This is a genomic window from Paenibacillus agaridevorans (assembly GCF_018604145.1).
Lineage (GTDB): Bacteria > Bacillota > Bacilli > Paenibacillales > Paenibacillaceae > Pristimantibacillus > Pristimantibacillus agaridevorans.
Window position 1 is genome coordinate 2,830,071 of sequence record NZ_CP075889.1, and the last position, 23,424, is coordinate 2,853,494.

The following is a 23,424-nucleotide window of genomic DNA, read 5'->3' on the forward strand; positions in this document are numbered from 1 at the left end:
TGTTGTCACTCCCTTTACGCTTATGCGCCTTCGCGGTTCAGCTCATGCACAAGCGCTTCCAGCGCCAACGTATAACCGATGGCTCCGAAGCCCGCAATTTGGCCAAACGCGATCGGCGCCACTACCGACACATGTCGGAACGGCTCTCTCTTATGAATGTTGGACAGATGAACCTCGACGATCGGCAACGATACCGCGCTTAACGCGTCTCGCAGGGCATAGCTGTAATGCGTCCAGGCTCCGGGATTAATAATAATTCCGTCCATCTTCCCATAGGTCGCATGGATTCGATCGATCATTTCCCCTTCGTGATTGGTCTGGAAGCAAGTTACCTCCACGCCGAGCTCCTTCGCCTTGTCCGCAATCATTTCTTCGATAGCAGACAAGGAATTGTTGCCGTAAACGCCCGGCTCTCGAATGCCGAGCATATTCAAATTCGGACCGTTGAACACTGCGATATTGCGCATTGCGGTTCCTCCCATGCGGCTAGCTCACCTCTAGCGCCTGAATCATTAGACATTTTACCACAAATGCCCGCCGCTTGAGAAGCGCTATGTCCATTACTTCGCCGATGCCGGTTCTCGGGACGATTCGTCCGTGAATTCGAAAGCAATCGAGTACCCGATGAACACGCCCCAGAGCGTAAAAATGCACAGCTCGGATAAAACCGTGTTCCAGCCTGCCGCATTCACTCTACTCGTCATGCCAATCAGAGGACCTGCCGCTAAAAACATCAGCGCCCACCAGCCCAAGCCATAAAAGATGCCCGGCCATGGTCCTCTAAAACGACCGAGCAATGCTGTATACAACAACGCTGCAGCAATAGAGAAGACGGTAAAACCGGCAATGCCAATTACGATGCCCCAATAGCTGATTAGAAAATGATGCCGGAAAAACGGCTCCATCAGAAACCCCGGCAGCTCCGTCGTGAATTTCATGCTATAGAACATCCACCTTATGCAGCCCCAGATCAAGCCGGCGAACAACCCTATATGAACCGCGTATAGCCAACGATTCGTATGGTGGTCGCTATAGGTATCCTTATCTGATTGCCTGTTCTTCAAATGGATCGCGCTCCTCTTCATTAAGCGGTGCCACCCGCTTTTTTGACTTGCTGTCCATATAGTATGGATATTTCAGGCGTTCCATAATCAGAGAAAGTCGCGAAAGGCCGCATGCGGCAACCCGCCCGCACTCGCAATCCTTGGTTAGATCAAGTACAATAGAAGGAAGTTCAGTTAGTTATTATTCAAGGATGGTGACCAACCTTTGCCTCAGGAACCTAGAAACATTTATGGCGGACAAGCCGTCATCGAAGGCGTCATGTTCGCCGGCAAACACGTCAACGTGACGGCAGTCAGGCGCAAGAACGATGAGATTGAATTTTATGAGGTGCCTAGAAGCTCCAAGCGCTGGGTAACCGGGCTCAAAAAAATCCCTTTAGTGCGCGGAGTCGTCGGCATTGTCGAATCCAGCGCAAAGGGCTCGCAGCATCTCAATTTCTCGATGGAAGCCTACGCGGAAGACGAGACGGCCGAGGAAGGCAAAGCTGACGAACCCAAAAAAGCCGAGCCCGAGAAAAAAGGTTTTAGTCTCGGCATGATTGTGAGCGTAGCGGTTGCGGGCGTGTTGTCTTTTATCTTCGGCAAGCTGATCTTTACCGCCGTACCCGCCGCGATCGAAGATCTTCTGTTCGCCAAGGCATTCAGCAGTCAAGTCGGTCATAACCTCTTGGAGGGACTTATTAAAATCATCTTGCTGCTGGTCTATCTCTACTTCATCTCCTTGACGCCGATTATTAAACGGCTGTTCCAATATCATGGCGCCGAACATAAGGTAATCAGCGCCTATGAAGCCGGCGAAAAGTTGACCGTCGAGAACGTGCAGAAGTACAGCCGGCTCCATTATCGCTGCGGCTCCAGTTTTATCGTCTTCACGGTTATTGTCGGGGTTGTCGTATATTCCATGCCGATCTTTGAATGGGAGACCATCTGGGAGCGCATCTACCTCCGCATCCTGCTTCTCCCAGCGGTTCTCGGTTTATCTTACGAGGTGCTCAGACTGACTAACTCGGTACGAGAGGTTCCTGTTCTGCGTTTCCTCGGATACCCGGGTTTGTGGCTGCAGTTGCTCACGACAAAGGAACCGAACGACGAGCAAGTGAAGGTATCTATCGCTTCCTTTAACCGCATGCTGGAGCTCGACCGTCAGGCAGCTGCCGGAGTAAACCTTTCGGCGAACGCGCCGAAAGCTATTTAATCCCTCTTTACGGAAAGGCGTGATAGGATGCGAAGCAGATCGAAAGGCTGGATGATCGCGGGAATCGTCGTAGCCCTGCTCATCGTTATCGGGTTCGTCGAAGGAATTAGCAGCAGCAACCCGATTCAGTTTCTACTTCCAATCATCATTATTGGCGGCATCTTCCTCCTCTACAAATACCCGCCTTCCTTCTTGAGAGGCAACAATCAGGGAGGTTATGGACAGCGCGGCCGCAACGCTTACGCACCGCGCAAGACGACAACGCAGTCCAAGTCGAAGAAGGACAGAACAAAATCCCGCACCATACCGTTCAGAGTCATTGAGGGCGGCAAGGATGACGAGGACACGCCTAAATATCATTAACCAAACACAACAATAAGGCCGTTGAGACGATGCAGGTATCGTTCCAACGGCCTTATTATTGTCTGACCAATCATTCGTATGTAAGTCTAATCGTTATCCAGTTCGCTTCGCAGCGACCGAAGCTCGTCCAATCGGCCGGGATCTCTGCGGAAATATTCCACCAGCGTCTCGATACAAGTAATGGAGTCCCAGCTGAGATGATGTTCGATGCCTTCGACATCCTTGTATATGTTCTCTTCTTGTACGCCTATCGTCGTCAAGAAGGACTCCAGCAGATCATGGCGCTCCATCAAACGTTTGCCCATTTTTTTGCCTTTGTTCGTCAGGACGAGACCTCTATATTTCTCATAGATCAGATAGCTGTCCTTATCCAGCTTCTGAATCATCTTCGTAACGGAAGACGGGTGAACCTCGAGACCCTCCGCAATGTCAGAGACCCGCGCATACCCTTTTTCCTCGATGAGTTTATAAATTCGCTCCAAATAATCTTCCATGCTCGGAGTCGGCACTCGCGTTAGCCTCCTTACCTCGCGCATCCAGCCGGAGCGCGGTTTTCACTCATTGTATCATACACTGTGGTGCAGCTTGCTGCAACCTAGCCGCCCCTCTTCGCTTGCTTGGGCGGGTTCCTCCCATAATCTGATCGCGGATGCTTGACTACCGTTTCCTCAATTCTGAAACACTAACCCATAAGACGTAACAAGCTGCGTTTTGACGGTGCGGCTTTATTCCAATAAGAGGAGAATGACAAATGTCGGTACAGACGATCGAGCAAAGCCGTAAAAAGACGTCAGACCTGTCCTTTGTGCCGGAGCTCGTCTATTTTGAACCGGCGGCACTGGATTATCCCAAGGGACAACGGATCTTCGAATGGGCCAAGGAAACCGGCATTCCCTATCGGATGACAACGTCGCATAACCGCATAACGAACCTGCCAGGGGATACCGAGCTGGAGCAATACCGCATTGCCAAGCGAACGCTTGTCGTAGGTATACGCAAGACGCTTAAATTCGACACGTCCAAGCCTTCCGCGGATTACGCTATACCGATCGCGACGGGATGCATGGCGCATTGCCATTATTGTTATTTGCAGACCACGCTTGGAGCAAAGCCTTATATTCGCGTGTACGTCAATACAGATGAAATCATGGACGCAGCGCTAGGCTATATTCAGGAGCGATTGCCGGAAACAACCCGTTTCGAAGCCGCCTGCACTTCCGATCCCGTAGGCCTGGAGCCTATAACCGGTAGTCTCAGAGAACTGATCGACTTTATGGGGCAGCAACCTAATGGAAGGCTGCGCTTCGTGACGAAATTCCATCATGTCGATTCCCTGTTGGATGCCAACCATAACGGCAACACGCGCATCCGCTTCAGCGTAAACAGCAAGTACGTCATCAAACATTTCGAACCCGCGACGTCCAGATTCGAGCAGCGGATCGAAGCCGCCGCGAAATGCGCGAGAGCCGGCTACCCCATCGGCTTCATCATTGCCCCGATTATCTGGTTCGACGGATGGCAGGACGGGTACGGGGAACTTATCGACTCGCTCGACGAAGCGCTGCCGCCTGATGTGCGAACCGATCTAACCTTCGAGCTTATTCAACATCGCTTCACCAAGACAGCCAAGTCGGTCATAGAGAAACGATATCCCAAGACGAAGCTGGAGATGGACATAGAGAAGCGGAAGTACAAGTGGGGCCGCTGGGGCCAAGGCAAATACGTATACCCCGATGAACAAGCGGAAGCGCTCCGGCTGTTCATCTCGGAGCGCATCTTCGAGCGATTCCCTGAAGCAAGAATCGAATACTTTACTTAAAAAGGTTGTTCAATCAGAATTTGAGCCATTCGGGCGTGATCATATTAAGCCAGATTGTAATTTGGGTCATCTGATCCGTAAAGAGCAGGATGCCCATCAGGATCATGACGCCGCCGCCGATCTTCATGACTTTGGCCGAATACTTTAGAATCCAGCGCGCCGTACCCAGGAAAAATGCCAAGACGAAAAATGGAATGGCGAAGCCAAGCGAGTATGCCGTCGTAAGACCGAACCAGGTGCCGGGCTCGGAAGCCGCCAATCCTAAAATGGCGGTTAATACAGGCCCTGTGCAGGGCGTCCATCCGGCAGAAAAGCCAATGCCGAACACAAACGAACTGAGGTAGCCCGCACGCTTAGGCACCAGATTCATTCGACGCTCCTTCATCAGCAGCCCCGGCTTGAAGATGCCCATCAGGAACAATCCCATCAAAATAATAAGTATGGCGGACAATTGCCGAATCAAGGCATTGTATTCGCTAAAAAATTCGCTGAATACGTTGGTGCCATATCCGAGCGTATAGTAAACCGTGCTGAAGCCAAGAACGAAAAACAAAGTATGCGACATCATCAGCAATCGCTTGCCTTTTGTTTTGTCGGCGTCCTTTAGCTCCGACACGGAAATGCCTGTTATGTAGGATAAATACGAAGGATAGAGCGGCAGACAGCACGGCGAGATAAAGGATGCGAAACCCGCGCCTAACGCTATCCATAAATTCATGTCAGACAACTATTGTCAACCACCTTTCACATTTGCCCTGGAACAAGTCTCTCCAACCGTTAGTTAAAGAGACGCAAACCTCGGCGCGATGCCAGCAAAAGCAGCAGAATGAAGATCAAAAGAAGCACGATTGTTCCGCCTGGCGCCAGGTTCCAAACGCCTGCGATGATAAGGCCGAACAACAGCGCGAACTCGCCGATCACAACGACCGCGATCACGCTTTGTTTGAAGCTGCGCGCGATGACGAGACTGCAAGCGGCTGGAATCGTTAATAATGCCGAGACGAGCAATGCTCCTACTATTTTGATGGAAACGCTAATAATAAGGGCCGTAAGTACGCTAATCATAACATTGTAGAATCGGACAGGCAAGCCGCTGACAGCGGCCGCTTCCTCGTCAAACGTAAGCAGGAAGAGCTCCTTTACCTGGGTGCCGATGACGATTAATACAGCTCCCGTAACGCCGCCGATAATCCATAGATCCGTACTGTTTAACGTATAGATGCTGCCGAACAGATAGCTGTTGACGTTCATCGAGTAGCTCTTACCGAGTGTGAACAAGATCGAAGCAAGCGCAATCCCGCCGGACATGATGATCGCAAGCGACAGCTCTGCGTATGTTTTGTAGGCTTTGCGGAGCTTTTCGATAGCGAAGGAAGCTGCGATAGAAAATACGATGCCAGCCACTAATGGATATACGCCGGTCAGGAACCCCAGCGCAACGCCTGCGATAGCGACATGCGACAGCGTATCCCCAATCATCGACAGTCGCCTAAGCACAAGGAACAGACCGACAAGCGGAGCCGTAATGCCGATGAACAACCCGCCTAGCAGCGCCTTCTGAAAGAATTCGCTAGTTAGAATTTCCAATTGCGATAACCTCTCTTCCGCCTTCCATCCGCTCCCGGAGCCCCTTGAGGCTATGAGCCAGATTGCTTTCGACGCAATCCTGGGTTTCATGCGAATGCTTGATGTAAAAGTGCAATTTGCCAGCGCTGGAAGCAGGCTCTTCCCCAAGATAGCCTCGAATCATCTCCATGTCATGCGATACCATCAGGAACGTCATGTTATGATGCTGATGCATGTGCTTGATCATATGAAAGAAGCTCTCCTGCGTCTCCGCATCGATACCAACGGTCGGCTCATCGAGGATAAGCAGCGACGGACTGTTAATAAGCGCTCTGGCAAGAAACACGCGTTGCTGCTGTCCGCCGGACAGCTGCCCGATCCGCTTGTCGCCGAGATCGGTTATGCCCATCGCATCCATGGCATCCGAAGCTTTTGTATGATCGCCGCGGTTAAGTCTCTTGAACAGTTTCTTGCGGCCGTAGAGACCGGACAAGACAACCTCATGTACAGTTGCGGGGAATTGCGGATTAAAGGCGTTGCGCTGAGGCACATAGCCGATCCGCTCCCATTCCTTAAACTTGCCCACCGGCTCGCCAAATAGCCGAATTTGGCCGGAGCTGGGCTTATGAAGACCGACGATCATTCGCAGAAGCGTTGTTTTGCCTGCGCCGTTCGTCCCGATAAGACCGATAAAGTCGCGCTCCTTGACGCTGAAGCTGACGTTTTCCATGACTTGTTTGTGCTGATAGGCAAAAGAGACATGTTCGACCGTAATCACATCATTATGGTTACGACAGCCGTCGTCCGTTGCGGCCGCGGAAGTATTTGTAGACATTGCATTCTCTCCTCGAAGCTATGGGGTAAAAGGAAAAATCGGAGCCGTGGGAGCTCCGAGAAATTCAATCAGATCTATTCTATTGTAATGCCTGCACTAAATTTTGCAAGTTCGATTGCATCAGGTTCAAGTAGGTAATGCCAGCCTTCTCTTGCTCCTTCGTCAATCCTTCCAGCGGGTTAAGCACCATTGTCTCTACCTTTGCTTCGTTCGCAAGCATAACGGCGAGCTGATCCGATACAAGCTCCTCGAAGAAGATATACTTCACGTCATTTTCCTTGACGAATTTCGCAATCTTAAGAATATCCTGCGCTCTTGGTTCGGCGTCGGGATTAAGCCCCATAATGGATACTTGATTCAATCCGTAATCTCTGGCCAAGTAACCGAAGGCTTCGTGGGATACGACGATATTTTTTTGTTTCACGGCGCCAAGCTTCTCCGCGTAGTCATTATCCAGCGTCGTCAACTTGCCGTGGAGCGCCGTATAATTTTGTTCATAGACTGCAGCGTTATCGGCGTCCGCGGCAATCAGACTGTCCTTTACATTCTGCGCCAAGACAAGCACGGACTTCGGACTTACCCAGGTATGCGGATCAATAGCGTGGTGATGCTCATCCTCATGGGAGTGGTCGTGAGAATCCTCGTCCTCATCCTCTTCGCCTTCGATCAGATCGATTCCCTCGCTCATAGCTTTGACCATGACGGCGCTGTCTCCGGAGAGGCCCTTCGTGAAATCTTCGACCCAAGTCTCAAGCCCGGCTCCATGGTACAGAAACAGCTCCGCTTTCGACGCCTTGTTCAGGTCTTGGCTCTTGGGCGTCCAGTCATGCGGCTCTACGCCGGACGAGATCAGGTTCGTCACCTCGACATGCTCTCCCCCGATCTCCGAGGTCAAATAATAAAGCGGATAGAAGCTTGTCACTACGGACAGCTTTTGAACCTCAGGCGCTGCGGAAGCCGGCTGATTGCCTGCTGTGTTATTGGCTGCCGCATTGCCATTATTATTGCCTGCACAGCCCGCGATAACCAGCATTGCGGATAACATGGCAGCAGCTATTGGACGGAAGGGACGTTGCGAATGGGATAGTTTCATATTATTGTTTCTCCAATCCTCTTAATAGTAATCGTTATGATTACTTTTAGAATTATAAGTCCGTAAGATCGAAGTTGTCAATATCATTTCCCATGATTACAAAAAAAAGCCGTTCCTACCTATCGAGTAAGATAGAGGAGCGGCTTTCGTTACTACTTTACAATGGCGCCATTAGGCATACTGTCAGGTACCGTCGCAAGCGTTAATTGCTCGCCTTCCGATGCAGCCAAAATCATCCCTTGAGACATCTCGCCTCTCAGCTTGACCGGTTTTAGATTCGTTACGCAGATGACTTTGCGGCCGACCAGCTCCTCAGGCTTGTAATAGCGGGCAATGCCGGATACAACCTGACGCGTCTCGTACCCGAGATCAAGCTGCAGCTTCAGGAGTTTATCCGCCTTCGGCACGGGCTCGGCAGCCAGCACTTGAGCGACGCGCAGCTCCACCTTCGCGAACTCGTCGATGCCGATCTCCGGCTTTTCGTCCGGTCGATTCGCCGCTGCAGCGTCGGCAGCTCCTGATGCTCGGCTCTCCGCCGCTGGCGCTTCAGGCGCCTTAACGCCCCCGCTCATGGATGCTGCGATAAACGCGGCTTCTACTTCCGTCTCCAGTCTAGGGAAAAGCGGATCGCCCTTCGCGACGCGGGTGCCGCCTGGCGTCAAGCCGAATTTTTTCATGCCTTCCCAGTCCGTCAACTCGCCCGGCGAAAGACCTAGCTGCTTCCACATCTCGACCGGGGCATGCGTCAGGAATGGCTGCAGCATAATCGAGACCAGACGGAGCGACTCCGCCAGATGATACATCGCGGATGCCAGTTCGCCTCGCTTGCTTTCATCCTTGGCAAGCGTCCAAGGCTGCGTTTCGTCGATGTATTTGTTCGTCCGGCTCACGAATTGCCACAGGGAAGTCAATGCAACGGAGAACTCCATTCTCTCCATCGCTTCTTCCACCTGACTGATCGTATTGGCAGCGAACTGCTGCAGCGTCTCGTCGAACGGCGTAACAATGCCAGCGAAATTCGGTACGGAGCCATCGAAATATTTGTCGATCATCGCGATCGTTCGGTTTAACAAATTGCCCAGATCGTTCGCGAGATCGAAGTTGATCCGTTCGACGAAATTTTCGGGCGTGAACGCGCCGTCCGCGCCGAATGGCACCTCTCGCAGCAAATAGTAGCGAAGAGCATCAAGTCCGTAACGGTCAATCAGAACGACGGGATCCACGACGGTCCCCTTCGACTTCGACATCTTGCCTTCCTTCGTCAACAGCCAGCCATGCGCGAATACTTGCTTCGGCAGCGGCAGGTCGAGCGCCATCAGCATAATCGGCCAGTAGATCGTATGGAACCGAACGATCTCCTTGCCTACGAGATGAACATCCGCCGGCCAGAAACGCTCGAACGAGTCGCTATTCTCTTCGCCGTAGCCGAGCGCCGTAATATAGTTGGACAAAGCGTCGATCCAGACGTAGATCACATGTTTGGGATCGCCAGGCACTTTGATGCCCCAATCGAACGTCGTCCGAGAGACCGCGAGATCCTCCAGCCCCGGTTTAATAAAATTGTTAATCATCTCATTCTTCCGGGATTCCGGTTGAATAAAGGAGGGATTCTCTTCATAATGCCGCAGCAGACGGTCCGCATATTTGCTCATTCTGAAGAAGTAGCTTTCCTCCTTGACTAATTCGACGGGACGCCCGCAGTCCGGACAATTGCCGCCCTCGAGCTGGCGCTCCAGAAAAAACGATTCGCAAGGCGTACAATACCAGCCTTCATAGGTTCCTTTGTAAATATCGTCCTGCTCCAGCAACTGACGGAAGATTCGTTCGACGACCGTTTTGTGGCGATCCTCCGTTGTACGTATGAAGTCATCATTGGAAATTTCGAGCTTGCTCCACAATTCCTTAATGCCGACGACGATGTTGTCCACGAATTGCTGCGGGGTCTGATCCTTCTCCTTCGCCTTGCGTTCGATCTTCTGGCCATGTTCGTCCGTACCCGTCAAGTACCATACATCGTAGCCGCGCAGACGCTTATACCGCGCCATTGCGTCCCCTGCCACGGTCGTATAGGCATGGCCGATATGAAGCTTGTCACTCGGATAATAGATCGGCGTCGTCAAATAAAACGTTTTGTTGCGATTAGCCATCGAAATTCCTCCTTAGGATTGTGCTTAAAAGTGAGAGTTCAAAAAGTTCGGTTTTCAGCACCGAGAAGATTGGATGAAGGTAGAAACTGAGGAGCGGAGCGTAGTGGAAGCTACGTGAGCACCTGCAATGTTTCCGGAGGAAACATGCTTCGAAAGCATCCGCTTAGTTTCGCCTGAATTCAATATTCGATGTCGAATAGGCTTCTTGGCATACTTCGTGATCAAAAGCGGACTTTTTGAACATCCTTTAAACGCAAAAAAGCCTCGTCCAATATGGGACGAGAGCTGATCTCACGTGGTACCACCCAAATTCCAGCCGATGCTGCAGCGGGTGCGACCGATATTCCATCGAGCCTCTCCGCCTACCTGCCATCAACTGCTTCATTCGCCGTCACTGAGGGACGACTGGCGCCGTTAACGCTTGCGCATGCGTCACTCCCTTACCTGGTCCATGTCCAGGCTCGAAAGCGATGCCTCCCGGACCATCTTCCAGCGTCTCCCCTTGCCGGCTCGCACCATTCATGCCCGGCTCTCTTGGAAGGCTCCCCGCTGTACTTATCCATTCGCTGGCAATGCTGATATGATGCTACTATACTCAAATTCGCCATGCTCTGTCAAGAACGCACTCGCCCAATCTTTTCAGGCCATCGCTAAAGGCATGAAGCTATTGCGCGCCCTTGCCATGATGTCGTACCGCCGGCTCCGGGACCGGATCGAAACCGCCGGGATGGAACGGATGACATTTCGCGATTCGTTTTGCAGCCAGCCAGCTCCCTCGCGCAGCGCCATGGCGCTCAATCGCTTCCAGCGCGTAAGCCGAGCAAGTCGGATAGAACCGGCAAGTCGGCGGCTTGAGCGGCGAGATTACCTTTCGGTAGAACACGACAGGCGCCTTGACGACGGCCTGCGACCAACGCCTGTTCTTCTTTGCTGCAGTCTCGTCGTTGCCGCTGGCGGAATTCATGGCAAGTCCTCCTTAACCCTGTGCGGCGGCATCTTCCTGCACGCATGTCTTGCAATAACCGAATACTTCGAACTTATGCTTAACGACGCGGAATTCGTCCGGAACAACCGTCTGCTCCATTGGGCAGTACGTGATGGGATAAGTCAGCCCGCACTGCAAACAAATGAGATGGTGATGATGCTCATGCTCGCGGCAATGCAACTTGAACTTGACGCCTTCCTCAAAGACGACCTGCTCCAGCACACCCAATTCTTCCATTACCCTCAGATTCCGATAGACCGTATCGAAGCTAAGTCCGGAATACTTTTTGCACATGTATTCATAGACGTCCTTAGGAGATAGATATCCCGGCGAATCTGCGAACAGCTTTGCCAGCGTCTTTCTTTGATCCGTTACCCGCAGCCCTTGACTGGACATGCGTCCTACAATTTCCTCTACTGTATGCATAGTTGACCCTCCGACTCTTAGAGTGCATGTTCAAAAAGTTCGGTTATCAGTACATGAGCTTATGCTTCCGATGCTGCGTTTTTTTCAAAAACGCTGTAGAAGATTGGATGAAGCTAGAACCTGAGGAGCGGAGCGTAGTGAAAGCTACGTGAGCACCGGAAGGTTCGGCTGAATTCAATATTCGACGTCGAGTATGCTTCTAGGATGACTTCGTAATGGGAAGCGAACTTTTTGAACGACCTCTTAGAGGTGATCCATCTCTGGTGAGATGACTTTAACTTCAAGTTGCGCTATCTTCATAATGCCCAAAAAAAAGACTCCCGTCAATGAGAGCCCTATCCGTTCAATCTCATATTAATAAGGAAGCTGGCGCACATCGCGACAAAACCGACCCCACTGGCTATGCCGGCCCATAATCTTCCGCGACTCAGCTTCATCATCTTCCCTGCGTCCGCACCTTGCTGAGCCGCCATCGTGCATGCGCGATGAACGAATAGGAATGTGATTAAAGCCGCTACAAAAAATAGATTCGATACAAACCATACCGCAGTCCAGAACACGTCTTAGCCCCCGATTTACAAATACCACTTATTGAGAATAAACATAAAAACAACAAAGCTCACGATCGCTCCCGCAAAGCTGTACCAACCCGCTCGAAACTGCTGCTGGAACATACGCAAGATCCCGAAGCTGAGCAGACCGAATATTAAAAGCAGGAATACAACCCCCAATATGAACAGGGATGCGGATACGCTGCTGACATCTACCAACGTCACCGACGACACTCCTTATAACGGTTGCAAAAAGTCCGCTTTCGGTCTTTTTGAACTCGCATTTATTATACCAACATATACACATATGACATTATACGAAATTACGATTCTATTATCCAGTCCGATTGCAGGGCAAACTCCGTCGATTTGGTGACAATTTAGTCCAAGTTTCCTCCATTACCACCGAATGTAATGCTCCATATATTGTTTCGATGCTCTGCGCTTGCGGAGCTTGACGTACAAAATGCCGCTTTTCACTGCCGCCTGGCATACCTTCGGCTGCACCAGCACGGGCAGCGGAACCATCGTACGATTTCCGCTTTCCCGATCTACGATTCGCAGTCGGTCCTCCCGCACATACAGTCCGATATCGCCTCTTCGCGCTCCCGGAGGAAGCCGGAATTGTACCGTGATCGATTGCTCGGTTTCCGTAATGCCAGGCGTATCCTTCCCTTTTATGACTTCCGATGCTTCCGGCAATGCCTTCGTCATCAAGCCGCGAACGAATTTCTCGACCCAATCCGGCTCGCGGATTACCTCGAAGCCCTTGGGCAGATGCTGCCCTTCCATCCATCTCTCCAGCTCTTCCCATCTCGATGCCATAAAGTCCTCATCCTTCCGAACGCAGTCTCTGCTCTCATTGTATGCGGCACCGAGAGACATGGACACTTGCCTAGGGCGAGTCTGAATACTCCGAGGGGAGCAGATTTTGCCGAATTTTCGTTCCATGCAAGGAACTTTTGTGAAGTCGTACCGGGGGTACGTCAAGCAAAAGTGACGAAGCAGGGGGCGGAAAGGCGGTGAAAGATGCCCCTGAGCGAGTTTTCAGACACGCCCTAACGGTAACGTCTGGGCGAATGCCGCATACAATAATCCATATCAATGTCTAATATGGAAGGTGATATGACATGCCAGCAGTTGTCGGTTTTGTAAAAATCGTCAGCACGGGAGGCGGCTCCATCGTCCAGTTCGGAGATACGGTACAGGTGTCTCCTTCAAGCACCTCCAAGACGTATGCCGGTTCGGGCTCCTTCTTGACAGGAAGCTTGACGAATTCGAACAATGCGGTCAGCGCGACGAATTCGGTTGATCCCGATATTCAGGACAGTACGAATGTGCCTAATGGAGTCAATATCGTATGAGTTGGACCATTCATCAGTACATTACGATCCATTCTCTGCACGTCGACAGCCTATCGAACAGCTCCGTGCTTCAGGTAGGCAGCGCCGGCGCCATACGTTCCATGTCCCAGCTTTACAATTCAGGCGGTTTCTCGGGCCCCGCGCCCGAGCTGTCTACGGATAATCCGCTATCTTTTGTGCCGCTGCCAAGACCAGATCATTCGTAATAATTTAAGAGGTTGTTCAAAAAGTCCAATTTTGATTACGAAGTAACTCGGGGGAGTATATCGACATCGAATCTTGCATTCAGACGGGACTTCCGGTGCTCACGTAGCTTCCACTACGCTCCGCTCCTCAGTCCCTAATCTTCATACAACCTTCTCGGTACTGAAAATCGAACTTTTTGAACACATACTTTAAGGGAGGCTAATCGCGATGAAAGATCCGAACGAATTGAATCCGTGGCATGTCTGGTCGGCCGAAGTCAGTCGGAGACTACATCAGCAGCAGCTTCAGATCGAACGGCTTGAGGCGCAGCTCTCCCAACTTCAAAACAAAATTAGCATGCTGGAGGCGAAGCCCTCCTACAATGTCGAGAGCATTCAGTACCGCTTCGATCAATTGAAAGTAGAGAGGCTGGAAGGTACGCTTAATATCGGCATGACGCTCCCAGGCGGCGAAGCCGCCGACTCTACTACGGGAACCGGCGAGGTCGAGCAATTTACCGTTGGGGACCAACCGAATTATTATCCGGTCCAGCAGCCTATGGGAACCCAGCAAGCGGAAGGTCCGTTTCGCGCTTTGGCCGGCCGTCTTGACGGCTACATGGCTTCCGAAGGAGAACGCCGCCTGCTAAGCCAAGAGATGGAGCTTGGCATGCAGCTTGACCCGCATCATCGCCGTATTGTGCTGGAGGATGTTCGCAAGCAGCTGCCGGCCAGAATCAAACATTACATCAATCAGCTGTCGAAAGAAGAGCAGGAGAATCTGAGCAATCCTGGAGCCATGACGGAACGTATCTTCGAGAGGACGAAGCGGGATGCCGAAGCCGCGATCGGCGCTTATATGCGCCAATTGAAAGACACTTACCCCCAATCGGAAGGATGATCCGACATGGTAAATTTCACTGTTCATAACCATCAGCTGTGCGTTGGCCGCATCGAAGTGCTCGGCATCGCCAGCTCCTCGCTCTTGCAGGTAGGCGACACGAGCCGCATGGCGTTGTATTCGATGTTCGATACGCCGCCGGAATCCGTTATCGTCGGATCCATGGCTCCACTGCCTGAACCCGAGGGCGCCGAAGCGGCAGTCGGCGAGACGACTGTCACGGATTTTCTATGAAGTTTTCCAATCGCAGCTTGGGATGTTTTCCTGTCCGCACCTCGGAGATAGCCTTCGTCAACGTCATCAGTCTGGCGTCCGCGTCCATCGTACAGATAGGCGATCGCGGTTCGACGCATGCGAAGCTACGTGCGCTGGCCGTGCAGCGCAAAGAAGATCATTCCACAGCGGGAGAAGCTTTCTTCGAGTCCTACGATATTTTTTCGCGCCCGTGGCCCATTATTTCTGACCCTTGGCTGCAATCCGGCCAACCCGACAACTTGAACAGATGCAATCACTCCCCTCGAATCTCCGTGGGATGCGTCAGCGTGATTGCGCTCAGCTCTTCCTCCAGTCTTCATGTCGGCAATAGCTACTCCGTAGTCGGCGAAGCCCGGGTTAAACATATACGGCAATTCCCTCAGGATACGACGATAATGTAGCCAAAAGACGCTCTTTCGCCAGCAATGACTGTGCGAAAGAGCGTCTTTTGTTCATGAACCCTGATTCAGCTTCTTGTATTTTGCCGCGTATTTGCAGACGCTCTGAACGACCGTGGCATGTGACCACGTAAGCGGTGCGACTGACAGCGGCGATCCGTCATAAGGATTCAGCTGTTCCGGCAGCAACCCGCTCTGCAGCGCATGATTCGCAACCCATTGCAACGTCTCCTTTGGTCCGCGCAGATCCTCAAGCGACTTCGCCGAATCAATCTCGAAGTTGGCCACCCACAACGTACAGATAATCCATGGATTGCCTGGTACTTTGTCGATCTCGCCGGACTGCTGGAAATAATAGTCGTTGGTGTACCGCGCGATCCCTCCGATGTTGGTCCGGACACGAAGTCCTTCCTTGATGGCCAGCATCGTCTTGATTACACGCTCATCTTCTACGGGCAGAACGCCGAAGTCCAACACGCCGAACAGGCTGCTCTCCAGCGTCATATCCTTCACCCAGCGATTGTCCTTCTGTATGAGTCCCCGCGCGAATCGCCCGCTCTCCTCATCCCAGAGATGCTCCAGCATCCCTTCCTTGATCCACTTCGCACGCAGCTTGAGATGGTCGCTGCGCTCGTAATCGCCGAATAAATCCGTAAAGTGCGCCGCCGCCATAAGACCTCCGTACACGGAGGCTGCCGTATACGTCCATATGCCGTATCTTTCTTCCCAAAGATCATAACTTGGCTTCGGCAAGGCGAGCGTCGGCTCGACATAGTCGCTTAAAAAGGCAGCTGCTTTGCGAATCAGGTTGCTGTATAACGACTGAGGCAGCTCGATAACGCCATTGCGCTTGTAATCTTGCCACAAAGCGAACAGGACTAGCGCCGTTTCGTCCTCCTGGATGGGCAGCCGCCTGCTTCCCTGCACAATGTAAGGATGCCAGCTCGAGCCGACCGTTCCGTCCGGATTGTATTTGTGATACAGATACCCTTCCGGCGACAGCGCCGTTGCGCAGAAGTGGAAAAATGGCGCGATAACGCTCTGGTATCCTGCCATCGACATTGCATCGGCAATCAATGCGCCGTCACGAGGCCACATATAGCTGTAGTGATCGCGGTTGTACTGGAGAATGTCGGTATCGTTGGCGGCCAATATCGCTCCGCGCTCATCCGTTTGCGTGCGGACTAGCAGCAAGCTCTGCTGAAACAGCTTGGTTACGTCAGGCGGCAGATCGCCCAGATCCGACTCCGCCCTGCTCAGCCAATGGTTCCAATAGACGACGATCCGGCTCAACAGCTTCTCGGGGTGATTGTCCTGGACGTACCGGTTAAGTTCTTTGACTTCCTCCAGGTTTTTTCCGACCGACATCCAATAATAGAAAGTTTTCTCGCCATGTCCTTCAACCACCGATCGGAGGCTGATTGTGCTGTCGACCGAACCTTGAGCGATCGTGTTGCCCATGAGGCTGCCGTCTTCCGCGTCCCTCCAAGTTCCCTCGGCTGACTGGAACCGTTTGATGCCGGTCGAATACTGCATAATGCCTCCCTCGTCGGAGGAACCGTTGAACATAAAATAATTAGAGCGTTTGTAATGATACAACGTGTGGTTCTCGGGATAATAAACTGCCGTGTCGCCCACTTCCGAGCCCTCGATCATAAGATCCTGATGGAAAAACAACCGCACTTCGCGTCCATCCTGACGTTTGTTCCGGACGACAATACGTTTAATATAGATGCATTCGCGCTGGTGGATGCCATCGTTGATATGCAGCTCCACTCCGAGCCGTTCGTTCTTCGCCGTAATGTTAGTGACCAGAGATTCTTGTATATAGTCAAGCGTAATATGCCACTCCGAATCGTCCAGCCATGAAAATTGACCGTCTACCCATATGCCGAAGCGGCAATAATGGCCGCCGACATGATTCAGTTGTCCAATATACGGATAATAGATATCTCGAATATAACAATTACGATCAAGGTTCAGCAGCATTTTGCCGTTGCCGATTACTAGATGACGGGCCATGGTTCGTTCTCCTTTCGATGCGCGGCAAGCTCTGTGTAAACGTCCATATAAGCCTTCGCGGATACATGCCAGCTGTAATCGCTGCGGGCGCCGTTTTCGATAATCCTCTTCCAGGTCTCCTCCTCCCGGTAAAAGGCAAGGGCTCTTCTCACAGTGTACAGATAGTCATGGGCGTTATAGTTGGCAAAGGTAAAACCGTTGCCTTCGCCAGTATATTCGTTGTAGGCATGTACCGTGTCCCGAAGCCCTCCCGTCTCCCTGACGACAGGCACGGATCGATATCGAAGCGCCAGCAGTTGGCTGATGCCGCATGGCTCGAACTTCGAGGGCATTGCAAATAGGTCAGAGCCGGCGTAAATTCTGCGCGCCATCCGGTCGCTGTAACCCAACCAGATCGCCATCTTTTCCGGATAACGCCGTGCCGCGTCCAGGAACAGCTCCTCGTATTTCCGATCTCCCGCACCCAGCACGACAAGCTGGACTTCCTCCTGCAGCAGCTCATCCAGCGTTGCGGCTATGAGATCAAAGCCCTTTTGCTCCACCAGCCGCGATACAATCCCGATCATCGGGATATCCGCCGATTCGGGCAGTCCCAGCTCGCGCTGCAGATCGATCTTGTTTTTCCGCTTGCGGCCGATGGAGTTGCGATACGGCGTATGCAACGCGTCGTCGTTCATGGGATCGAACAGTTCCAGATCGATGCCGTTCACGATGCCGCGCAGATCTTCTTGCCTGTACCGTAGTACGGAGTCCAGATGCTCGCCATAATACGGAGTCTGAATTTCGTGTGCATACGATGGGCTGACCGTCGTCAGCTTGTCCGCGAACTCCAGCGCGCCTTTTAAGCAACTGGCTCCTCCACGGTGAGCGAGTCCATCCCAGCCGAACAGCTCTTCTCCGGCACCTGTCAGCTCCTTGAGCACCTCTGCGCCGAACAACCCCTGGTACATCAGGTTATGTATCGTAAACACCGACTTTACATAAGCCCACGAAGGATCGAACGCGTATCTGGTTCTTAGCAAAAATGGAATCAGCCCCGCCTGCCAATCGTGACAATGAACGATATCGGGTTTGAAATCCAGATGCCGCGCAGATTCCATCACGGCAAAGCAATAGAAAACAAATCGTTCCGCATCATCCCCATAACCATATAAACCTTTGCGCCTAAAATAAAATTCGTTGTCAATCAAATAGTAGCTGATGCCGTCGATCGTCGCCTTCTGCAAGCCGCAATATTGATTGCGCCAACCGAACGGCACCTGAAATTCGGCGATCAGCTGAAATTGCTCGACATAATGCATCGGAATTTCCTCGTATTTCGGCAGTATGACCCTGGCGTCGGCACCGTACCTGGCCAATGCCTTGGGCAGAGCTCCCACGACATCGGCCAAGCCGCCGGTCTTCGCCAGCGGTACGGCCTCCGAAGTTGCAAACAGTATGTTCATCTCTCCCCAACCTCCATTATATGGTGGTTTAAAAGTCCGCTTACCATTACGAAGTATTTCAGGTTGCCTACTCGACGTCGAATATTGAACTCAGCCGAATCCTCCGTTTCTCACGTAGCTCTGCTACGCTCCGATACTCGGTTTCTAGCTTCGTCCAATTTTCTCGGTACTGATAACCAAACTTTTAAACTTCTATTTAGATGTAGTCCAAAAACCCGCTTCTCATTACGAAGGATCTCAGGGAACTCAGCCGAATCTTCCATTAAATGATTTTGCGTTTGGCCGCCATAAAAGGCGATGCGCCTGCGCCGCGGATATCGCGGCCTGCCTCGACACGCACGTCCTTGTCCATGATGCTGTACTGAACAAAGCTTCCTTGGCCGACATACCCGTTCTGCATAATGATGCTGTCCTTTACGACAGCGCCCTTCTCAACATGAACGCCTCGGAAAATAACGCTGTTCTCCACCGTGCCTTCGATCCGGCAGCCGTTTGCGATCAGCGAGCCCGTCACCCTGGAGCCAGCCGCATAACGAGTAGGCGGTTCGTCTTTGACCTTCGTATAGACAGGTCCGGGCATGAAAAACAATTCCTTCCATACATCCTGGTCCAGCAGGTTCATGCTGTGTTGATAATAGCTCGCCAGCGTATTGACAACGCCAAGATAACCTTCATGTCGGTAGCCGAATACACGCAGTTGACCAAGCCTGGAGAAGATAGCATGGCGAACAAGATGATCCTGACCTTGCGCCAGGGACGTCTCTACCAGATCCATCAGCAGGTCCTTGCGCATAATATACATCTCCATGGAGCTGATGCTGCTCTCCAATCGCCCGAAGTGCTCCTGAATTTCCGTTACGCGCCCATCGGCATCCAGCTTCACCTTGCGCGATTTGCCCAGCACGGGGCCATCATGCTCCTTGCAAACAACCGTAATATCGGCCTCCTGCTCCTGATGGTAAGCCAGTACCCTCTCGAAGTCGATGTTGCATACCATATGGCTGCGTGCGATGACGATATAATCTAGCGAAGAACGATTGAAATAATCGCGTTGTTGATAGAAATGGTATAAGTCCCCTCGGCTAACTTCCAGCAGATCGTCCGTCAGCGGCGGCAAGATGAACAGTCCGCTCTGGCGATGCTGCAAGTCCCAATGTTTGCCGGAGCCGAGATGATCCATAAGGGAGCGGTATTTCGTATGGGCAAATACGGCCACCTTGCTGATGCCGGAATTGACCATGCTGGACAATGCGAAATCGATTAGTCGATATTTGGCGCCGAACGGCACGGTTGCGAGACATCTGCCCTGCGTAAGCGGCCCCAGCTCGTCATTTTCGTGAATCAGGTTGATAACGCCAAGGATGCGATGTTTCATGTAGGCTCCACCTCCAGCACCATATGATCGTTCGTCACATATTGCTCTACCGCTACAACCGTTATGGCATCGTCTTCCGGAGTTCCTATAACCGCTCCAGCCTGTATGACGGCTCCTTCACCGATAATAGAGCGATAGATCCGCGCTCCCTTGCCGATTCGGACATTCGGCATGATCACGGATTCGCTGATAATCGACCCAATCTCCGCCTGTACCCCGTAGAACAGCACGGAACGATCTACCTCACCTTCAATGACGCAGCCTTCGGAAACGACGGAAGAGGTGACTACGGCTTCCGAAGATGTAAACTGGGCAGGACGATTGGGATTAACAGAATAAATGCGCCATTCGGTATCGTAAAGATCCAGGGGCGGCTCCTCGGCAAGAAGATCCATATTGGCCTCCCACAGACTCTCGATTGTGCCGACATCCTTCCAATATCCCTTGAAAGGGAAGGCATGCAGCTTGCGCCCTTCGCGCATCATCGCAGGAATAATATCCTTGCCGAAGTCATGGCTGGAATTGCGGTTCGCTTCATCGTAGATCAGATGTTTCTGCAGCGTCTTCCAGGTAAAAATATAAACGCCCATCGAGGCGATATTGCTCGTCGGATTTTTTGGTTTCTCCTCGAAGGCGGTAATGCGGTCCTCGTCATCGACATGCATAACGCCGAAGCGGCTCGCTTCCTTCCAGTCGACCTGAAGTCCGGCAATCGTGACATCCGCACCGCTGCGCTTGTGATGCTGCAGCATGAGATCGTAATCCATCTTGTAGATGTGATCGCCGGATATGACCAACACGTATTCGGGATTGTAACGTTCGATAAAAGCCATGTTCTGATAGATGGCATTGGCCGTGCCTTTGTACCAGACTCCGCCCTTCTGCTTCACATACGGCGGCAGAATGGTCATTCCTCCGTCGCGGCGATCAAGCCCCCATGGACTGCCGATGCCAAGATAACGATTCAACTCCAGCGGCTGATACTGCGTCAGCACCCCGACCGTATCGATGCCGGAATGAGCGCAATTGCTTAAGGTGAAATCGATGATCCGGTATTTTCCTCCAAAATAGACGGCGGGCTTTGCCAAATCCTTGGTCAACACGCCTAATCGCTTTCCCTCTCCTCCTGCAAGCAGCATTGCAATCATTTCTTTACGGACCATGGACACCAGCTCCTTGTCAAAGTGTGTCCCCCGGCAATGGAGTAAGCAACAGAAATGTAAGTGGGGGGAGTTCAATCGAGATGCTTTGGTCGCGGCCATGCCAAGCGACGTCTTCCGTGATGCAGCAAACTTCTTCAGAACCGCCATTACCGCCGAATTGCCGCGCGCTGCTGTTTATGGTGACTGCGTAACGCCCCGGCTCCGGCATGCCTATTCGATAATTCGGATAATTCTGATTCGAGAAGTTGATCACGATCACACTACTAGACTCATACCCATATCGGATATAGGCTATAACAGACTGGGCGGCGTTATTGACGTCGATCCAGCCAAAACATTCGGGATCTCTATCGCGTTCCCAAAGGGAAGGCAGCTTGCGGTAAGTATGGTTAAGCGTCTTGACGTACTCCAGCATGCTGCGATGCGAATCGTATTCCAGCACCATCCAGTCGAGCATATCCTGATCTTTCCACTCGTCGAATTGCCCCCATTCGCTCCCCATGAACAACAGTTTTTTGCCGGGGTGGGTCATCCAATAACCGTAGAATAGACGCAGTTGAGCGAATTTTTCCTCGTAAGTGCCGGGCATTTTGTCCAGTAAGGAATGTTTGCCGTGCACGACCTCGTCGTGAGACAGCGGCAGCACATAGTTTTCAGAGAAAGCGTACCAGATCGAGAAGGTAATTAAATGATGATGGTGCGGCCGGTCCGACGGATGTAAGGACATGTAACGAAGACTGTCGTTCATCCAGCCCATATTCCATTTGAAATTAAACCCTAGACCTCCCAGGTAGGTCGGCGATGTAACGGCTGGCCATGCGGAAGAATCCTCCGCGAGCATTAATGTATCGGGGTAATAATGAAACACCGTTTCATTTAATCGTTTGAGGAACCTCAAAGCATCCAGATTGTCTCTGCCGCCATGGGCATTGAAAGTACGCATATGAGCCGGTTTGTCCATATGCAAATTAATCATATTCGCGACTGCGTCGACGCGCAGTCCGTCGATGTGGAAAACGTCCATCCAGTAGATCGCGTTCGAGATCAGGAAACTCCAAACTTCGTGCCTGGAATAATCGAATGCAAGCGTCCCCCAGAGCGGAAGCTCGGCACGGTTGCTGTCGGCGCCTTCATAGAGCGGCGTACCGTCGAAGAGACGAAGACCGTGATCATCCTTGCAGAAGTGGCCAGGCACCCAGTCCAGGATAACTCCTATACTGTTTCTATGACAAGCGTCTACTAGCTTCTTGAACTGCAGCGGGGTCCCGTAACGGCTGGTCGGACTATAGAAGCCAGTCACCTGATACCCCCACGACTGGTCGAGCGGGTGTTCTGCGAGCGGCATCAGTTCAATGTGCGTATAACCGAGTCCGGCTACATAGGGCACAAGATCCTCCGCAAGCTCTTCGTAAGTGAAATAATGTTCTTTTCCTTTGATCTTCCATGACCCTGCGTGGGCTTCGTAAATTAACAATGGGCGATCGTACGGCGACTTCGTTTTCTTTTGCTCCATCCAGGCAGCATCATCCCACGTATAACCGTCGTTATCGACCACGATCGAAGCCGTGCCCGGTCTGCGCTCGGAGTAAAAGGCATAAGGGTCTGATTTGCGCGCCACTTCGCCATTCTGCGTGACCAACTCATACTTGTAGAGCTCGCCAGGCAGCAATTCCGGAATGAACAACACATGAATGCCCGTCGTGCCGTGTTTCTTCATCCGGTGTGACTTCCCGTTCCATTCGTTAAACTCTCCGATGACGCGTACTTCGGTTGCGTTCGGCGCCCAAACCGCAAAACGAACGCCTTGTTTGCCGCTCACCGTCATCGGATGGGCTCCCATAAACCGATAGCTATGGTAGGCTGTCCCCTGATTAAACAGGTATAAATCTTCCTCGGACAAGCCCAAGCGCATCGTTGCCACCATGTGCAGCATCACCCCCTAGGAAGAAATATACGTTTATTATACATCGTTAATTGGAAAAGAAATAGTAGATTTTCATATAACATTACTTTGAAAAGGAAGTCTGCGTCAAAAAACCTCACCATTCGACGTAATGTTTACGAAAACTACATATGCGAGGTTTGCCTCGCTCGATAAATGTAGTAATGTTTGGGACATAGTCCTTTCGTAATTGCGGGGTTGGTGCAATTAACCCAGTTGCATATCGTCATTTTCCTGACACGACGAGGTCTGACCATATAAGGATCGCCATGACGAAGCAGCCGTTGGTGATGCATGGAGCATAATCCTTTTGCTTTGAGTGGTTTTAAA

Annotated in this window: 27 protein-coding genes; 8 read left to right on the forward strand and 19 right to left on the reverse strand. The window is 51.9% G+C overall.

Annotated elements, in window-relative coordinates:
- Positions 1-20 precede the first annotated feature (20 nt).
- Complete coding sequence (gene aroQ, locus KJW29_RS11960; protein ID WP_087567100.1) at positions 21-467, reverse strand: type II 3-dehydroquinate dehydratase; 447 nt, start codon at positions 465-467, stop codon at positions 21-23.
- A 93-nt stretch (positions 468-560) separates the two neighbouring features.
- Positions 561-1,064: a YqhR family membrane protein gene (locus KJW29_RS11965; protein WP_246608698.1), complete on the reverse strand. Its 504-nt coding sequence runs from the start codon at positions 1,062-1,064 to the stop codon at positions 561-563.
- A 205-nt stretch (positions 1,065-1,269) separates the two neighbouring features.
- On the opposite strand from KJW29_RS11965, the gene KJW29_RS11970 reads away from it, so the two are divergent.
- Complete coding sequence (locus KJW29_RS11970; RefSeq protein WP_214629932.1) at positions 1,270-2,259, forward strand: DUF1385 domain-containing protein; 990 nt, start codon at positions 1,270-1,272, stop codon at positions 2,257-2,259.
- Positions 2,260-2,286: 27 nt separating this feature from the next.
- The gene (locus KJW29_RS11975; RefSeq protein WP_108996234.1) at positions 2,287-2,622 is read left to right on the forward strand and encodes a hypothetical protein; all 336 of its coding nucleotides are present in this window, start codon (positions 2,287-2,289) and stop codon (positions 2,620-2,622) included.
- Between the two features lie 86 nt (positions 2,623-2,708).
- On the opposite strand, the gene mntR is transcribed toward KJW29_RS11975, so the two are convergent.
- Complete coding sequence (mntR, locus tag KJW29_RS11980; RefSeq protein WP_108996235.1) at positions 2,709-3,131, reverse strand: transcriptional regulator MntR; 423 nt, start codon at positions 3,129-3,131, stop codon at positions 2,709-2,711.
- A gap of 242 nt (positions 3,132-3,373) precedes the next feature.
- Between mntR and splB the strand changes: the two genes are divergently transcribed.
- Entirely contained in the window at positions 3,374-4,441 is a 1,068-nt protein-coding gene (splB, locus tag KJW29_RS11985; RefSeq protein WP_214629933.1) for a spore photoproduct lyase, read from the forward strand.
- Positions 4,442-4,454: 13 nt separating this feature from the next.
- Here splB and KJW29_RS11990 read toward each other — a convergent pair whose 3' ends face one another.
- From KJW29_RS11990 to KJW29_RS12035, 11 genes are all read right to left on the reverse strand, one after another.
- On the reverse strand, positions 4,455-5,168 hold the full coding sequence (locus KJW29_RS11990; protein WP_087567106.1) for a cytochrome c biogenesis CcdA family protein: 714 nt from the start codon (positions 5,166-5,168) through the stop codon (positions 4,455-4,457).
- A gap of 50 nt (positions 5,169-5,218) precedes the next feature.
- A complete protein-coding gene (locus KJW29_RS11995) occupies positions 5,219-6,028 on the reverse strand; it encodes a metal ABC transporter permease (RefSeq protein WP_214629934.1) in 810 nt (269 codons plus the stop codon).
- A complete protein-coding gene (locus KJW29_RS12000) occupies positions 6,012-6,842 on the reverse strand; it encodes a metal ABC transporter ATP-binding protein (protein ID WP_214629935.1) in 831 nt (276 codons plus the stop codon). The genes KJW29_RS11995 and KJW29_RS12000 overlap by 17 nt, the downstream gene beginning before the upstream one ends.
- A gap of 79 nt (positions 6,843-6,921) precedes the next feature.
- Entirely contained in the window at positions 6,922-7,935 is a 1,014-nt protein-coding gene (locus tag KJW29_RS12005) for a metal ABC transporter solute-binding protein, Zn/Mn family (RefSeq protein WP_214629936.1), read from the reverse strand.
- A gap of 152 nt (positions 7,936-8,087) precedes the next feature.
- Positions 8,088-10,082, reverse strand: coding sequence for a methionine--tRNA ligase (metG, locus tag KJW29_RS12010; RefSeq protein ID WP_214629937.1), 1,995 nt, complete (start codon positions 10,080-10,082; stop codon positions 8,088-8,090).
- Between the two features lie 391 nt (positions 10,083-10,473).
- Positions 10,474-10,605 (reverse strand): hypothetical protein, encoded by a 132-nt coding sequence (locus tag KJW29_RS36475; RefSeq protein ID WP_281426354.1) that lies wholly within the window; start codon positions 10,603-10,605, stop codon positions 10,474-10,476.
- Positions 10,606-10,746: 141 nt separating this feature from the next.
- Positions 10,747-11,046 carry a membrane protein insertion efficiency factor YidD gene (gene yidD / locus KJW29_RS12015; protein WP_214629938.1) on the reverse strand — a complete coding sequence of 100 codons (300 nt, stop codon included), beginning with the start codon at positions 11,044-11,046 and terminating at the stop codon, positions 10,747-10,749.
- Between the two features lie 12 nt (positions 11,047-11,058).
- A complete protein-coding gene (locus KJW29_RS12020; protein WP_087567111.1) occupies positions 11,059-11,493 on the reverse strand; it encodes a Fur family transcriptional regulator in 435 nt (144 codons plus the stop codon).
- Between the two features lie 335 nt (positions 11,494-11,828).
- Entirely contained in the window at positions 11,829-12,053 is a 225-nt protein-coding gene (locus KJW29_RS12025) for a hypothetical protein (protein WP_108996242.1), read from the reverse strand.
- Between the two features lie 15 nt (positions 12,054-12,068).
- Positions 12,069-12,269: a hypothetical protein gene (locus tag KJW29_RS12030; protein WP_087567113.1), complete on the reverse strand. Its 201-nt coding sequence runs from the start codon at positions 12,267-12,269 to the stop codon at positions 12,069-12,071.
- 174 nt (positions 12,270-12,443) lie between these two features.
- The gene (locus tag KJW29_RS12035; RefSeq protein WP_214629939.1) at positions 12,444-12,869 is read right to left on the reverse strand and encodes an Hsp20/alpha crystallin family protein; all 426 of its coding nucleotides are present in this window, start codon (positions 12,867-12,869) and stop codon (positions 12,444-12,446) included.
- Between the two features lie 305 nt (positions 12,870-13,174).
- On the opposite strand from KJW29_RS12035, the gene KJW29_RS12040 reads away from it, so the two are divergent.
- From KJW29_RS12040 to KJW29_RS12060, 5 genes are all read left to right on the forward strand, one after another.
- Positions 13,175-13,408: a spore germination protein gene (locus KJW29_RS12040; RefSeq protein ID WP_087567115.1), complete on the forward strand. Its 234-nt coding sequence runs from the start codon at positions 13,175-13,177 to the stop codon at positions 13,406-13,408.
- A complete protein-coding gene (locus KJW29_RS12045; RefSeq protein WP_108996244.1) occupies positions 13,405-13,614 on the forward strand; it encodes a spore germination protein GerPB in 210 nt (69 codons plus the stop codon). The genes KJW29_RS12040 and KJW29_RS12045 overlap by 4 nt, the downstream gene beginning before the upstream one ends.
- Positions 13,615-13,822: 208 nt before the next feature.
- Positions 13,823-14,494: a spore germination protein GerPC gene (gerPC, locus tag KJW29_RS12050; protein WP_214629940.1), complete on the forward strand. Its 672-nt coding sequence runs from the start codon at positions 13,823-13,825 to the stop codon at positions 14,492-14,494.
- Between the two features lie 6 nt (positions 14,495-14,500).
- Positions 14,501-14,728: a hypothetical protein gene (locus tag KJW29_RS12055; protein WP_187100705.1), complete on the forward strand. Its 228-nt coding sequence runs from the start codon at positions 14,501-14,503 to the stop codon at positions 14,726-14,728.
- On the forward strand, positions 14,725-15,150 hold the full coding sequence (locus tag KJW29_RS12060; protein WP_214629941.1) for a spore germination protein GerPE: 426 nt from the start codon (positions 14,725-14,727) through the stop codon (positions 15,148-15,150). Before KJW29_RS12055 ends, KJW29_RS12060 begins: the two co-directional genes overlap by 4 nt.
- A gap of 51 nt (positions 15,151-15,201) precedes the next feature.
- Here KJW29_RS12060 and KJW29_RS12065 read toward each other — a convergent pair whose 3' ends face one another.
- The 5 genes from KJW29_RS12065 to glgB all read right to left on the reverse strand — a co-directional run bounded on the left by KJW29_RS12065 (position 15,202) and on the right by glgB (position 23,076).
- On the reverse strand, positions 15,202-17,169 hold the full coding sequence (locus tag KJW29_RS12065) for a glycoside hydrolase family 15 protein (RefSeq protein WP_214629942.1): 1,968 nt from the start codon (positions 17,167-17,169) through the stop codon (positions 15,202-15,204).
- Positions 17,154-18,614 (reverse strand): glycogen synthase GlgA, encoded by a 1,461-nt coding sequence (gene glgA / locus KJW29_RS12070; RefSeq protein WP_214629943.1) that lies wholly within the window; start codon positions 18,612-18,614, stop codon positions 17,154-17,156. The genes KJW29_RS12065 and glgA overlap by 16 nt, the downstream gene beginning before the upstream one ends.
- A 262-nt stretch (positions 18,615-18,876) precedes the next feature.
- Positions 18,877-19,989: a glucose-1-phosphate adenylyltransferase subunit GlgD gene (glgD, locus tag KJW29_RS12075; protein ID WP_087567122.1), complete on the reverse strand. Its 1,113-nt coding sequence runs from the start codon at positions 19,987-19,989 to the stop codon at positions 18,877-18,879.
- On the reverse strand, positions 19,986-21,152 hold the full coding sequence (locus tag KJW29_RS12080) for a glucose-1-phosphate adenylyltransferase (protein WP_214629944.1): 1,167 nt from the start codon (positions 21,150-21,152) through the stop codon (positions 19,986-19,988). Before KJW29_RS12080 ends, glgD begins: the two co-directional genes overlap by 4 nt.
- Positions 21,153-21,168: 16 nt before the next feature.
- A complete protein-coding gene (gene glgB / locus KJW29_RS12085) occupies positions 21,169-23,076 on the reverse strand; it encodes a 1,4-alpha-glucan branching protein GlgB (RefSeq protein WP_246608699.1) in 1,908 nt (635 codons plus the stop codon).
- Positions 23,077-23,424 lie beyond the last annotated feature (348 nt).